The following is an 11,923-nucleotide window of genomic DNA, read 5'->3' as shown; positions in this document are numbered from 1 at the left end:
CATCATGGTTTTATAGGTTAATACTTAACATAATACGGATTTTTGATCTCTGATAAATATCATACAGATTCTTTAAAAAAGTAAGTGCAATTTTGTGTAATAAAAAAATTAATTTATATATTGCGGGACGATAAAAACAAAGATATATGGCGAAACATAAAGTCCATTACGAATTTCCAATGCACTGTTTATCAGAGATTTTATATGAATATCTGGCGACTGCAGAGGGATTGTCTGAATGGTTTGCGGATGAGGTTACAGAGAAAGGCGATGATTTCTTTTTTAGCTGGGGTGGAGGTCCTGCTGAAAAGGCCACTTTGATCAGATATAAGCCTGAAGGTTTCGTGCGTTTCAGATGGGAAGAAGACGAAGGAACTAAGAATTTCTTTGAAATGACTATCATAATAGACGATATTACAGAAGATTTAGCGCTGAATATTACAGATTTCTGTGAAGAAGGAGATGAAGAAGAAAACGCAATGTATTGGGAAAATCTTATTGAGAACCTCAGAATAAAATTAGGTGCTGCATAATGCAGGACTGTATTAAATGATAAAACTGATGAACGATTTATCGTTCATTATTTTTTTATAAATAAATCACATCGAAAATTGGAAAATCAATATTTTACATCAGACACATTAAATGTAAAAAATAGAGCCTTTCTTTTGGGCGACGCAGTAAAGGTTTCTTTCTTTGTAAGAAACAGCGGATTGATCATGGATGAAGAATGTTATTTCTTCCTGATGGCTTCCATGAGAAAGATGAGACTGAATATTCCTTTAACGTATACACTGGAGTTTTTTCAGACATTATTCCAAAATGAAATAATAGACGGTAAAGGTATAAAGAACGGAATTATTAATTTCCAGGTATTCAGAAATCAGGATGAATTGACATTGGCAAAATCTTCTGTTTCCTATTTTTATGAAGTCACAGAAATGGATGATGTACTGGCTGTTCATGAAAGACCTTTGGAACTGGATCTGATCAAAGAAATTAATGTCAATAATAACCTGTTAAGCAATATTAGAGTACATTGTCCGGAAAATATTTACGGAAGTATTTATGCCCAGGAAAACGACCTTGATGACGTTATTCTTTTAAATCCAAATAAGAGAATTGCCCGTACTACTTCAGGCAATCTTTTATTTCTGGAAGGAGATGTGATTAAAGTTCCAAAACAAACCGAAGGAGCCTATATTTCTCCTTTAATGGAAAATCTTGTTACTTTTTTACATAAAAATAAACTTGCAGATATTCAGGAACATGAGATTATTGCATTTGAATCTCAGAAAGCCGAAGAAATTTTAATGATTTCAGATGAGAAAGGCATATTTTCTGTAGGTAAAATAAGAAATAAAACTTTCGAAACTTCCCGATTTTCAGAATTGGTAGAAGGCTGGAAAAAAAGTTTTAATCAATAAAATTGACAAACCCGGTAAACAACAAAGTTCCAAAAGTCCTTTACCGGGTTTTATTCTGAATAAATCAGAATTTGTTTTTTATTTTAATGTTCGTTGATGATCTCAACAAATTTTTGTGCGATTTCTTTTTGCCCATTTTCACTCGTGATATATTTTCTGTCCACAGAATTATTCATAAATCCAAGTTCTACCAATACAGCCGGAGCCTTGGTTTCTCTTAACATGTGAAGATTGCGTTCTTCAATCTTTTGGGCGTCAAATTTTTTAGAAATTTTTTCTGCAAGCTTTCTTGAAACCTCAGAGTTTTGAGTGAAAATTTCAGTTCCTTGGTTAGTGGTTTCCTTTTGAGGAGAAGAATTCACATGCAGTGAAATAACCATTTCAGGATTGAGCTTATTGATTTGTGCTGTTCTTTCAGAAAGAGTAGGGAAAATATCAGTATCTCTTGTCAGAATTACTTCATATTCGCCTTGGCTTCCATTAAGTTTTTGTATTTCTTTAGCAATGCTGAGAGTAATATCTTTTTCTTTAAAATCACCATAAATAACTCCTTGGTCATTTCCTCCATGGCTGGCATCTATAACAATATACTTCTTGCTAACAGGTGCAAATGATAAAAAAGCAGTCGAAAAGATTGATAAAGCAAGTAATGTAATACCTTTCATTTCAGTGATTTTGGTTTTTCAAAGAACGGAAAAACTTTCTTTAAAATTGGTTAACAGAATCTTAAAATTTGTTAATTGTTTTATTTGAACGAAAAGGTTTTATTAATTCAATGAAATGTCTTCAGGAGAATTTGCCCATAGAAGAAATTCGCCACCGAGGTTTTGCATAATTGATTTCCATAAAGTCTGATCATTAGGCAAAGTATAATCCAGATTATAAACATCCACCACGGTCCAAAGCTTTCTCTGAACCTCAGTGTCCAATTGATTGGGAGACCACCCTGAATATCCGGAAAAGATCTTTACATTATTAATATCCAGCTCATTGTTCAATACTGCATGGATGATACGTTCAATATCTTCCGTAAGGTAATATTCATCATTGATCTCAGAATAGATTTCGGTAACCTTCTTTCCTTTTACAATAAAAAATACTTTATCATTTTCTACAGGACCTCCGTCATAGACCTCGATTTTAAAATCAAAGAAATCCTTGAATTTACTACTCATCTGGCTGTTTTTCTTATTTAATATCAAACCAAATGCACCACTTTCGTTGTGTTCAATAACCAATACCACCGATCTTGAAAAAATATCGCCGGAAATGTCAGGTGTCGAGATTAATATTTTACCTTTGTATGAGTGATTCATACTCAAATTTAATAAAAAATATTTATGGAAAACCTGCACGACAAAAGAAAAGTGTACGAGAAATCCCAACTTATTGAAAGTGAGATAAAACAAAATCCAATTGAGCAATTCAGAGATTGGTTTTTGGATGCCAGTGAGAGTCCGGAAGTCTCAGAAGCTAATGCTATGGCGGTTTCTACAGTAGAAGAAGATGGCTGCCCGAGAACAAGAATGGTGTTGCTGAAGGCTTATACTCATGAAGGCTTTATTTTCTATACAAACTACAACAGTAAAAAAGGAAAAGCTATAGAAAACAATCATAAAGCATGTTTGCATTTTTTCTGGCCAAATCTAGAGAGACAGGTTATCATTAAAGCAAATCTTGAAAAAGTAGCGGAAAACCTGAGTGATGGTTATTTTCATTCTAGACCGAAAGGAAGTCAGCTGGGAGCTGTGGTTTCTCCACAAAGTCAGGAAATTCCAGACAGAGAGTTTCTTGAAGAGAAATTAAAAGATCTGGAAAAACAATATGAAAACAGCGAAATCCCAAGACCTGCTCATTGGGGTGGTTATCTTGCGAAACCTTATGAAATTGAGTTTTGGCAAGGACGTCCCAATCGCCTTCATGATAGGATCATTTATACGTTAGAAGATCTCGATTGGAAAGTTTCACGATTGGCTCCATAGAGAAATTAGGATAGATAATAAGGCTTGAATACCCGCTTTTAACATGGGTTAGGATATTGATAAATAATGGAAGTATTATAAAGAATTGCAGCGGGCTTTAGCCCGCTTATTTTTTACCCCAATCAAAAGGATTTACCCCAAATTTAATCATCTTAATATCGTTATTTACCTTAATGATTTCAATGGAATAGTCTTTAATCTCTGTTTTAGGAATTCACAATTTGTTATCTGTAATTACAAGGCAAAAAAAAAGGCTGCTTCCGAGAAACAGCCCTTGAATTTTCGTAATCTGAATGATTATTTTTTCTTAGCACCAGAAACTGCATTTGATAAATCAGCACCAGCCTTAAATTTAGCAACTTTTTTAGCAGCAATTTTGATTGGTTTTTTAGTCGCAGGGTTAATACCTTGTCTAGCTGCTCTCTCAGCTACTGAGAAAGTACCGAAACCTACTAAAGAAACTTTTCCGTCTTTTTTCTTTAATGTAGAAGTTACGTTAGAAATGAAAGATTCTAAAGCAGCCTTTGCTGCAACTTTAGTGATACCTGCATCTTTTGCGATTGCGTCGATTAATTCAGACTTGTTCATAATTTTTAATATTAAAGTTAGTTCGTAATTATAGCAAATATAATACTATTTTCTAATTGTGCAATTTTTTTATTAAAACTTGTATAATTTTTTTGCTTTTTAGTGAAAATAGTTAAAATATGATAATTCGGTTTTTCACGAAAAATCTACGTTACAGGTTACTAAAATCATGCCAAATGCTTATGTTTATTGACTTTAGCAAAAACTTAATATTATTTCCTGTATTTATTAAATCCTAAATTGAGTGTAAAGTATTGATGTTTTTAAGAATATAATTAATAATTCTGCATCTAAAATTCATTTTTTTTATCTTTAATAAAATTAATTGCGTGTGTTGATGGGAGTTTTTTAATGATACTAAAGGTCTGATTTATTAATTTTTATTAATAAATTTGCAGCATGTTAATAGAAGTTTTCAAGTCCAAGATCCATAGGGTAAGAGTAACAGCCTCTGACCTTAATTATATAGGAAGTATAACAATAGATGAAGATCTTATAGAAGCTGCCGGATTGGTAGTGGGAGAAAGGGTCTATATCGTGAATGTGAACAATGGGGAGCGTTTTGATACCTACGTTATCAAAGGAAAAAGAAAGTCGGGAGAAGTATGCCTGAACGGTCCTGCTGCAAGAAAGGTACAAAGAGATGACATCATCATCATTATTGCCTATGCACAGATGACACCGGAAGAAGCAAAAGACTTCCAGCCGAAAATCGTTTTCCCGGATGAAAAAACAAACCTTCTTACGTAATTCATGGAGAAAACATCAAAAAATCCTTTAAAATCAATACTTACAATAGTAATATCGCTTGCTTTTGCAGGCTTTTTTTTATGGCTTGCCTTAAAAGGTCTTGATTTTAAGGTGATTCAGCAGTCATTGGCTAAGGCAAACTATCTTTGGGTATTGTTTGCAGCTGTATTTGGGCTTCTTGCTTATTGGTTCAGAGCAATTCGTTGGAACTTAATGCTGGAGCCAATGGGACATCAGATTTCAAACTCCAATTCTCTTTGGTCTATATCATTTGGGTATCTGATGAATCTTACCATTCCGAGAAGTGGTGAATTGGCAAGAGCTACTGCTTTATATGGAGTGGAAAAGGTACCGGTAGACAAATCTTTTGGAACAATTATTCTTGAAAGAGTGGTGGATTTGGTTTGTATGTTGGGATTTCTCGGATTAACTTTATTATTCAAATATGAGGCAATCCTTTCATTTTATGAAAATTCCGGGGTAAATTTTAATGCCAATAAAATATTACTCGTTCTTTCTATATTGGTTGGAGGTACCATTTTGTTTTTTGTCTTTAAAAAGAGATTAGCAAATGTGCCTTTTTTGGGTAAGATTGTCAATTTTATAGATGGAATTTTCCAGGGATTAACAACTATTTTTAAATTAAAACAGAAAGGGAAGTTTATATTATATACATTAGGAATCTGGATTTCCTATTATTTTGCAGCTTATCTTGTCTGTTTTGCACTTCCTGAAACCTCAGCATTTACTTTTGCGGATGGATTCTTTATCATTGTGGTAGGAACATTGGGAATGATTATTCCAGCCAGTGGAGGAATCGGGGCTTATAATCTTGCGATGAAGTATGGTTTTATGGCTCTTTTTATCTCAATAGGAAAAAGTGCAGATCTGGGAGGTGAAATGGGGCTTACTTATTCTTTTATTTCTTTATCGCTGCAGATTGTGATTATGCTGGTGATGGGGCTTATTTCTATTCCAATGTTGGCAAAAGCAAGAAATGCTGCTGTTTCTGATAAGGATATCAAATAATCAAACATATTTATTATATATAAGGTTCAATTTTTTAATTGGACCTTTTTTATTGTCTTTTATTTAATAGAAAAATTAGACTTAATTGCTTTATATCCATTATTTTTAATAAATAAATTTGGTCAATTCGTAAATCAAATCTATCTTAATGCAAAAAATAATTCATAACATAAAATACTATGGCAATTAATCTACAGAAAGGACAGAAAATCGAGATCGGATTGACAAAAATGACGATAGGACTTGGTTGGGATCCTAATGAAGGGACAGGCTACGATTTTGATCTTGATGCTTCTGCAATCATGATTGATTCTGACAGAAAATTAGTAAGCGAAGAATATTTTGTTTTTTATAATAATCTGAATTCTCCAGATGGAGCTCTTACACATACAGGTGATGACCCAAGTGGTAAGAATAGTGACGGCGATGATGATGAAGCAATCGTTATCGATCTTGATAAAGTAGATTCAAGAGTAGAAGAAATTCTTTTCGTGGTAACGATAGAGGATTTTGAGAGGAGAAGACAGAATTTCGGACAGGTAAGAAATTCATACATCAGAGTTGTGGACAACAGTACAAACCAAGAGATTGCAAAGTATGAACTGGATGAAGATTTTTCCATTGAAACAGGTGTTGAATTTGGAAGACTGTACAAGAGAAACGGGAGCTGGAAATTTGAAGCTTCAGGAATAGGTTACAGAGCAGATTTAGGATTCTTCCTTGAGAAATATTATAAGGGACAAATCATCAAATAATTATCAAATACACAAAACTATAGCTATGGCAATTAATTTACAGAAAGGTCAAACGATAGATCTAAGAAAAAACGACCGTGGGGAAAGTGTTTATGACCTTTCAAAGGTAACGATCGGCTTAGGATGGGATGTAAGAAAGCAGGGAGGTGGTGGCTTCTTTGGAAAGCTATTCAGTAAAGAAGCTGAGTATGATCTTGATGCAGTGGCATTCCTTTTAGATGGTAACGGAAAGGTTGCCAATCTTGGAAGAACGGTTCAGACGAATGATGGTAGGCAGATGGGACTTTATCAGGGCGATGTGGTTTTCTTTAATTCTATGCAGCACCCAAGCGGAAATGTATGGTTGACGGGCGACAACAGAACCGGAGCAGGAGACGGTGATGATGAGCAGATCATTGTGAGACTGGATCAGTTGGATGAAAGCTACCAGAAAATTGTGTTTCTTGTAACGATTTATCAGGGAAGAAGCAATAATCAGCACTTCGGAATGATTGAAAATGCATTTATCCGTGCAGTAGACGCTACAGGAAAAGAAATTACAAAGTATAGTCTTTCTGGAGATTCAAGTATGAATGGAATGTGTGCGATGGTTTTTGCTGAAGCATACCGTCATAATGGTGACTGGAAGTTCCGTGCACTGGGAGAGCCTTCTCCTACAGATAACTTTATCGATATTCTGAGACAGCAATATTCATATTCAAACTAGGTTTTAAATTTCTATTTTAACATATAATCCGGCGGAGGAAGTCGAAGACTTCCTCCGCCGGATTCAGAATTAATATTGTCTTATGACCAGAAGATTATTAGCCTATTTTTTATTGGATACTTCCGGATCTATGAACGGAGAACCTATCCAGGCATTGAATAATGGATTCAATGGATTGATCAGTATGCTGCGGGCAGATCCGCAGGCAATGGACAGCCTTTATTTAAGCGTGATTACTTTCGATAGAGAAGTTAAAAATATTATTCCTTTAATTGCTCTGCAAGATTTCTATCCGATGGAAATTACATGTCCGGATAGCGGTCCTACCCATACGGGAGCTGCATTGGAAATGGTTTCAGAGCTTGTGCAGAAAGATCTTGTAAAAGGTTCCGGAGATGATAAAGGAGACTGGCAGCCGTTACTCTTCATATTCACGGATGGAAAACCTTCTGATATTCAGAAATACAGACAGATGATTCCGGTGCTTAAAGATTTAGAATTTGGAGCCATTGTAGGCTGTGCTGCCGGACCAAAAGCGGACGAACAGTTTCTTAAAGAACTGACAGATCACGTGGTGAAATTGGATACCACTGATGCTATTACACTTTCTTCCTTTTTCAGATGGGTAAGTTCTTCCATTACACAAGGAGGGCAATCTCAAAATACAGGGGAAAATATCACATTGCCTCCTCCACCATCGGAGCTTAATATTATTATCTAAAAAATTGTCTTTACAGCTATGAGAAGACTGCCGATTTACTTTTTGATTGATGTCTCCGAATCTATGATAGGAGAACCTATTGAGCAGGTACAGGAAGGAATTTCCAATATCATCAGGGAATTGAAAAAAGATCCGTATTCATTAGAAACGGTTTATATTTCTATTGTAGGTTTTGCCGGGGAAGCAGAAGTTATTACACCGCTTCAGGATATTATCAGTTTTTATCCACCGAAAATTCCGATTGGAAGTGGTACCTCTTTATCTCAAGGTCTTATTCAAATTATGGACTGCATAGATAAGGATGTCATAAAAACCACGTATGACAGAAAAGGAGACTGGAAGCCTATTGTTTTCCTTTTTACGGACGGCGTTCCTACCGATGATGCTACGAAAGCTATAGAAAGGTGGAATAATAAATATAATGGGAAAGCAAATACTATTGCGGTATCCATAGGAGAAAATACAAATTATAAACTTCTGGGGTTGTTGGCAGATAATGTATTGCTGTTCAATAATACCGATGAAAACTCATATAAAGAATTTTTCAAATGGGTGACAGATTCCATTAAAACAACCAGCCAAAGTGTAACGGAAGCACATAAAGAAGGAATTAATTTATCTAAAATAGATTCCGTTATTCTTGAGAAAGTTGATCCACAGATGGAGCAGCGTTTTCCGGATAATAATTTTGTAGTTCTGAACGGTAAATGTTCAGAAACGAATAAACTTTATCTGATGAAGTTTAAAAAAACCTTCGGGGAATCTAGTATTCCAGGAATGTCTACCCGATATTATAAAATGGAGGGTGCTTATAAAATTGATGAAAAGGCATATTACAGACTTTCTTCACCCCAGCGAAGCAATCTTAAAATTTCAATTGAAGAATTGCAGGGAGGAGCTTCATGTCCTCATTGTGCCAATTATATTGCATTAGCAACCTGCTCATGTGGCGGAATTCATTGTTTGCAGGGGGAAGGATATAATAAATGCCCTTGGTGTGGTACTTCAGATTATTATGGATATTCGGGAGGCGGATACGATATCAACAGAACATTGGGATAATCATATAAACTTATGAAAATACCGCTGTTTTACTTTGGTGGAGACAAAGATCCCAAGAGAAAATCCATTATTCATCAGGAAAAAGAAGATTTTAAAGATGCTCATTGGGTATTAAAAAATGGCATCTTCAAGAAATTCTATGAATTTAGTTTTGAGATGGAAGAATTTCCGAATATCAGAATTAAAAATATCAAAAACCTGGAAGAAACGGGATTAGTATTTGAGAATAGCAGGATTTTTGGAATTCCGATAACCAATACCGTTCATGATCTGGATATTGAATTTTTTCATACAGAAGATCAAGATAATATTGACATTAAAAAAGTTCAGCTGTTTATCAATACCGATCCGAAAGATTTATGGAAAAATATTCCAACTGATAAAAATACTGATTTTTATAAAGACGATGAAGCTTCCTTTTATGGAACATTTTCAGACAAAAAAATTGTGGTGGCTTCCAAAAGAGGTCGAGCCCATGCCCATGAAGGAAAATTCAGAGAGGATGACTTCGCAGTGAATACACTTCCGGGAAATTGGAACATTGTTTCCGTTTCCGATGGGGCAGGTTCTGCAGTAATGGCAAGAGCAGCCTCCGAATTGGTTACAGCTTCAATAAATGATTTTTTCAGTTCCGAAGAAATTTTATACGAAATCGAAAAGAATATTCATCTTATTTACTCCAAAAAACATTCTACACAAGAACAGAATGAAGCACACCAAAATATTATAAGATGTTTATATGAGGGCGTTTTGCAAGTACATCATGTTTTAGAAAAGACCGCTTTAGAAAATAATCTTTCCATTAATGATTTTCATGCTACTCTTATCTTTTCATTGGTTAAAAAATTCAGTTTTGGGTATGTGATCCTTAGTTTTGGAGTAGGAGATTGTCCGATTAATATTATTAACACTGATTTTTCCGAAGTAAAGCTTCTCAATTCAATGGATGTAGGAGAATTCAGCGGCGGAACCCGCTTTATTACCATGAAAGAAGTTTTCAATGAACAGATCGTTTCCCGTTTCACAATGACTTGTGTAGAAGACTTCTCTTATCTCGTACTGATGACGGATGGTATTTATGACCCTAAATTTCTTACTGAAAATAAGTTGGAAGATATAGAAAGCTGGAACACTTTTTTTAGAGATCTGAACGGAGATAATGAAGATCAAACTCAGGTAAACTTTATGAATGATATCGGCATTGATCAACAACTTTTACAATGGACAGACTTCTGGAGCAGAGGAAATCATGATGACCGTACATTGGCAATAATTTATTAATGACTATGAAAAACACGATTAAGGTTGTTTCTGTTCTGGATTCATCCAAATCCTATGAATACGTTGACGAAAAACCCATTCAGGGCGGAGTGAAAGATGTTTATTTTTCGCCTGAGAGAGACTATGTTGTTGCATTTTACCGAAATCCTTTAGATGAAGGACAAAAAGAGAGGATTATGAGAATCGTTTCCACTTATCTTCAAAATCTTCAAAATGGGAATGCTTCAGAATATTTTCTTAACGAGATTTTTCGTTGGCCTTATGATATTGTTGAAAAAAACAGATTAACAGGAATTGTGGTTCCTATTTACAATCAAAAGTTTTTCTTTGCTAAAGGGTATATAGGTTCAGATACCATTCAGGGAGAAGATAAAGTAGGGAAATGGTTTACTGCTCCAATGTTCAGAAATCCGCAATATCCATTGAGGCTTGACCGGTCTGAGCTTGGAGACTGGCTGAGTTATTTTCAGATCGCCATTAATATCAGCAGAGGGGTGAAAAAATTGCATCAGATGGGATTGGCGCATTCGGATTTATCTTACAATAATATTTTGGTGGATCCGGTAACAAAGTCGGCATGTATCATTGATATTGATGGTCTTGTTGTTCCTAAATTATTTCAGCCTGAAGTTATTGGAACTGCTGATTTTATTGCTCCCGAAGTATTAAAAACCAAGCATCTGAAACTTCAGGATCCTCAAAGACATCTTCCGGATCAGAAAACAGATTTACACGCTCTTGCCGTACTGATCTATATGTATCTGCTAAGACGTCACCCTCTCCGTGGCGGAAAAATATGGGATCTTGATGCTGAAAAGGATGAAATTTTATCCATGGGAGAAAAAGCCTTGTTTGTAGAACATCCGATAGATTCTTCAAACCATGTAAAAGCCGACCATCTCAGAAAATGGGATACCTTTTGGGGTGATCCTCAACAAATTCCTTATACGATAACAGGACCTTATATTTCAGATTTGTTCAAAAAAACATTCATAGACGGATTACATGATCCGATCAGACGCCCAACAGCGAATGAATGGGAAACCGCTTTACTGAAAACAGTAGATCTTATACAACCTTGCCAAAATACAGATTGTACAGAAAAGTGGTATGTTTTTGACAATACCAGCAATCCGAAATGTCCTTTCTGTGGAACTCCACATCAGGGAACACTTCCGGTGCTCGATCTTTACTTTAAATTCGATGATGAGGTTTGGAAACCGGAGAATCATAGATTGATGGTGTATCACAATCAGTATTTATTCAAGTGGCATGTTTCCAGAAAAATGATCCGAAATGAAAACCTGACCATGCAGGATAAAATGCCTGTCGGCTATTTTACATTTCATCAGGGAAAATGGGTGTTGGTCAATCAAAGTTTATCAGGAATGAAAGATATTAGAGAACAAAAGGAAATTCCTCCCGGATCTATGGTAGAACTTACTGATGGAAAGAAAATATTACTGTCTGCAGAAGAAGGCGGAAGGCTTATCTATGTGACGATGGCAAATCAATAACTAGGAATGGATAAGTACTAATAATTATTAGAAATAATAGTATCAGAATTCAATAGAAGTGGGCGTTAGCCCGCTTTGAAATATTTCTTTTATCCAATGGCTTTA

General features: G+C 35.2%; 14 protein-coding genes. 11 read left to right on the top strand and 3 right to left on the bottom strand.

Annotated elements, in window-relative coordinates:
* The first annotated feature begins 146 nt into the window (after window positions 1-146).
* Window positions 147-533: an START-like domain-containing protein gene (locus BW983_RS06910; RefSeq protein ID WP_076551122.1), complete on the top strand. Its 387-nt coding sequence runs from the start codon at window positions 147-149 to the stop codon at window positions 531-533.
* Between the two features lie 78 nt (window positions 534-611).
* Window positions 612-1,427 carry an aminotransferase class IV gene (locus BW983_RS06905; RefSeq protein ID WP_076551120.1) on the top strand — a complete coding sequence of 272 codons (816 nt, stop codon included), beginning with the start codon at window positions 612-614 and terminating at the stop codon, window positions 1,425-1,427.
* Window positions 1,428-1,510: 83 nt separating this feature from the next.
* Here BW983_RS06905 and BW983_RS06900 read toward each other — a convergent pair whose 3' ends face one another.
* Window positions 1,511-2,092: an N-acetylmuramoyl-L-alanine amidase family protein gene (locus tag BW983_RS06900; protein WP_076551119.1), complete on the bottom strand. Its 582-nt coding sequence runs from the start codon at window positions 2,090-2,092 to the stop codon at window positions 1,511-1,513.
* Window positions 2,093-2,194: 102 nt separating this feature from the next.
* Window positions 2,195-2,743 carry a YqgE/AlgH family protein gene (locus BW983_RS06895; RefSeq protein WP_076551117.1) on the bottom strand — a complete coding sequence of 183 codons (549 nt, stop codon included), beginning with the start codon at window positions 2,741-2,743 and terminating at the stop codon, window positions 2,195-2,197.
* A 24-nt stretch (window positions 2,744-2,767) separates the two neighbouring features.
* On the opposite strand from BW983_RS06895, the gene pdxH reads away from it, so the two are divergent.
* Window positions 2,768-3,409 (top strand): pyridoxamine 5'-phosphate oxidase, encoded by a 642-nt coding sequence (pdxH, locus tag BW983_RS06890; RefSeq protein WP_076551116.1) that lies wholly within the window; start codon window positions 2,768-2,770, stop codon window positions 3,407-3,409.
* A 297-nt stretch (window positions 3,410-3,706) separates the two neighbouring features.
* On the opposite strand, the gene BW983_RS06885 is transcribed toward pdxH, so the two are convergent.
* Window positions 3,707-3,997 (bottom strand): HU family DNA-binding protein, encoded by a 291-nt coding sequence (locus tag BW983_RS06885; protein WP_047097388.1) that lies wholly within the window; start codon window positions 3,995-3,997, stop codon window positions 3,707-3,709.
* 399 nt (window positions 3,998-4,396) lie between these two features.
* Here BW983_RS06885 and panD point away from each other — a divergent pair, with 399 nt between their 5' ends.
* The 8 genes from panD (at window position 4,397) to BW983_RS06845 (ending at window position 11,818) form a co-directional block, all read left to right on the top strand.
* Window positions 4,397-4,747 carry an aspartate 1-decarboxylase gene (panD, locus tag BW983_RS06880; protein WP_029294648.1) on the top strand — a complete coding sequence of 117 codons (351 nt, stop codon included), beginning with the start codon at window positions 4,397-4,399 and terminating at the stop codon, window positions 4,745-4,747.
* Window positions 4,748-4,750: 3 nt separating this feature from the next.
* Window positions 4,751-5,776 (top strand): lysylphosphatidylglycerol synthase transmembrane domain-containing protein, encoded by a 1,026-nt coding sequence (locus BW983_RS06875; RefSeq protein WP_076551114.1) that lies wholly within the window; start codon window positions 4,751-4,753, stop codon window positions 5,774-5,776.
* Window positions 5,777-5,955: 179 nt separating this feature from the next.
* Window positions 5,956-6,531: a TerD family protein gene (locus BW983_RS06870; RefSeq protein WP_065394963.1), complete on the top strand. Its 576-nt coding sequence runs from the start codon at window positions 5,956-5,958 to the stop codon at window positions 6,529-6,531.
* A 25-nt stretch (window positions 6,532-6,556) separates the two neighbouring features.
* Window positions 6,557-7,237 carry a TerD family protein gene (locus BW983_RS06865; protein WP_076551113.1) on the top strand — a complete coding sequence of 227 codons (681 nt, stop codon included), beginning with the start codon at window positions 6,557-6,559 and terminating at the stop codon, window positions 7,235-7,237.
* Between the two features lie 82 nt (window positions 7,238-7,319).
* Complete coding sequence (locus BW983_RS06860) at window positions 7,320-7,958, top strand: vWA domain-containing protein (protein WP_076551111.1); 639 nt, start codon at window positions 7,320-7,322, stop codon at window positions 7,956-7,958.
* Window positions 7,959-7,976: 18 nt separating this feature from the next.
* Window positions 7,977-9,020, top strand: coding sequence for a TerY-C metal binding domain-containing protein (locus BW983_RS06855; protein WP_076551110.1), 1,044 nt, complete (start codon window positions 7,977-7,979; stop codon window positions 9,018-9,020).
* A 12-nt stretch (window positions 9,021-9,032) separates the two neighbouring features.
* Window positions 9,033-10,301 (top strand): PP2C family serine/threonine-protein phosphatase, encoded by a 1,269-nt coding sequence (locus BW983_RS06850; RefSeq protein WP_084184372.1) that lies wholly within the window; start codon window positions 9,033-9,035, stop codon window positions 10,299-10,301.
* 5 nt (window positions 10,302-10,306) lie between these two features.
* Entirely contained in the window at window positions 10,307-11,818 is a 1,512-nt protein-coding gene (locus BW983_RS06845; protein WP_076551757.1) for a helix-hairpin-helix domain-containing protein, read from the top strand.
* Window positions 11,819-11,923: the final 105 nt, after the last annotated feature.

The organism is Chryseobacterium ureilyticum, from assembly GCF_900156735.1.
Taxonomy (GTDB): domain Bacteria; phylum Bacteroidota; class Bacteroidia; order Flavobacteriales; family Weeksellaceae; genus Chryseobacterium; species Chryseobacterium ureilyticum.
This window is presented reverse-complemented; position numbering and strand designations above follow the sequence as displayed.

Bases quoted from the DNA above. Each gene is read 5' to 3' on its own strand.
- BW983_RS06910 (WP_076551122.1), top strand. From the start codon at position 147: ATGGCGAAACATAAAGTCCATTACGAATTTCCAATGCACTGTTTATCA.
- BW983_RS06900 (WP_076551119.1), bottom strand. From the start codon at position 2,092: ATGAAAGGTATTACATTACTTGCTTTATCAATCTTTTCGACTGCTTTT.
- BW983_RS06895 (WP_076551117.1), bottom strand. From the start codon at position 2,743: ATGAATCACTCATACAAAGGTAAAATATTAATCTCGACACCTGACATT.
- pdxH (WP_076551116.1), top strand. From the start codon at position 2,768: ATGGAAAACCTGCACGACAAAAGAAAAGTGTACGAGAAATCCCAACTT.
- BW983_RS06885 (WP_047097388.1), bottom strand. From the start codon at position 3,997: ATGAACAAGTCTGAATTAATCGACGCAATCGCAAAAGATGCAGGTATC.
- panD (WP_029294648.1), top strand. From the start codon at position 4,397: ATGTTAATAGAAGTTTTCAAGTCCAAGATCCATAGGGTAAGAGTAACA.
- BW983_RS06875 (WP_076551114.1), top strand. From the start codon at position 4,751: ATGGAGAAAACATCAAAAAATCCTTTAAAATCAATACTTACAATAGTA.
- BW983_RS06870 (WP_065394963.1), top strand. From the start codon at position 5,956: ATGGCAATTAATCTACAGAAAGGACAGAAAATCGAGATCGGATTGACA.
- BW983_RS06865 (WP_076551113.1), top strand. From the start codon at position 6,557: ATGGCAATTAATTTACAGAAAGGTCAAACGATAGATCTAAGAAAAAAC.
- BW983_RS06860 (WP_076551111.1), top strand. From the start codon at position 7,320: ATGACCAGAAGATTATTAGCCTATTTTTTATTGGATACTTCCGGATCT.
- BW983_RS06855 (WP_076551110.1), top strand. From the start codon at position 7,977: ATGAGAAGACTGCCGATTTACTTTTTGATTGATGTCTCCGAATCTATG.
- BW983_RS06850 (WP_084184372.1), top strand. From the start codon at position 9,033: ATGAAAATACCGCTGTTTTACTTTGGTGGAGACAAAGATCCCAAGAGA.
- BW983_RS06845 (WP_076551757.1), top strand. From the start codon at position 10,307: ATGAAAAACACGATTAAGGTTGTTTCTGTTCTGGATTCATCCAAATCC.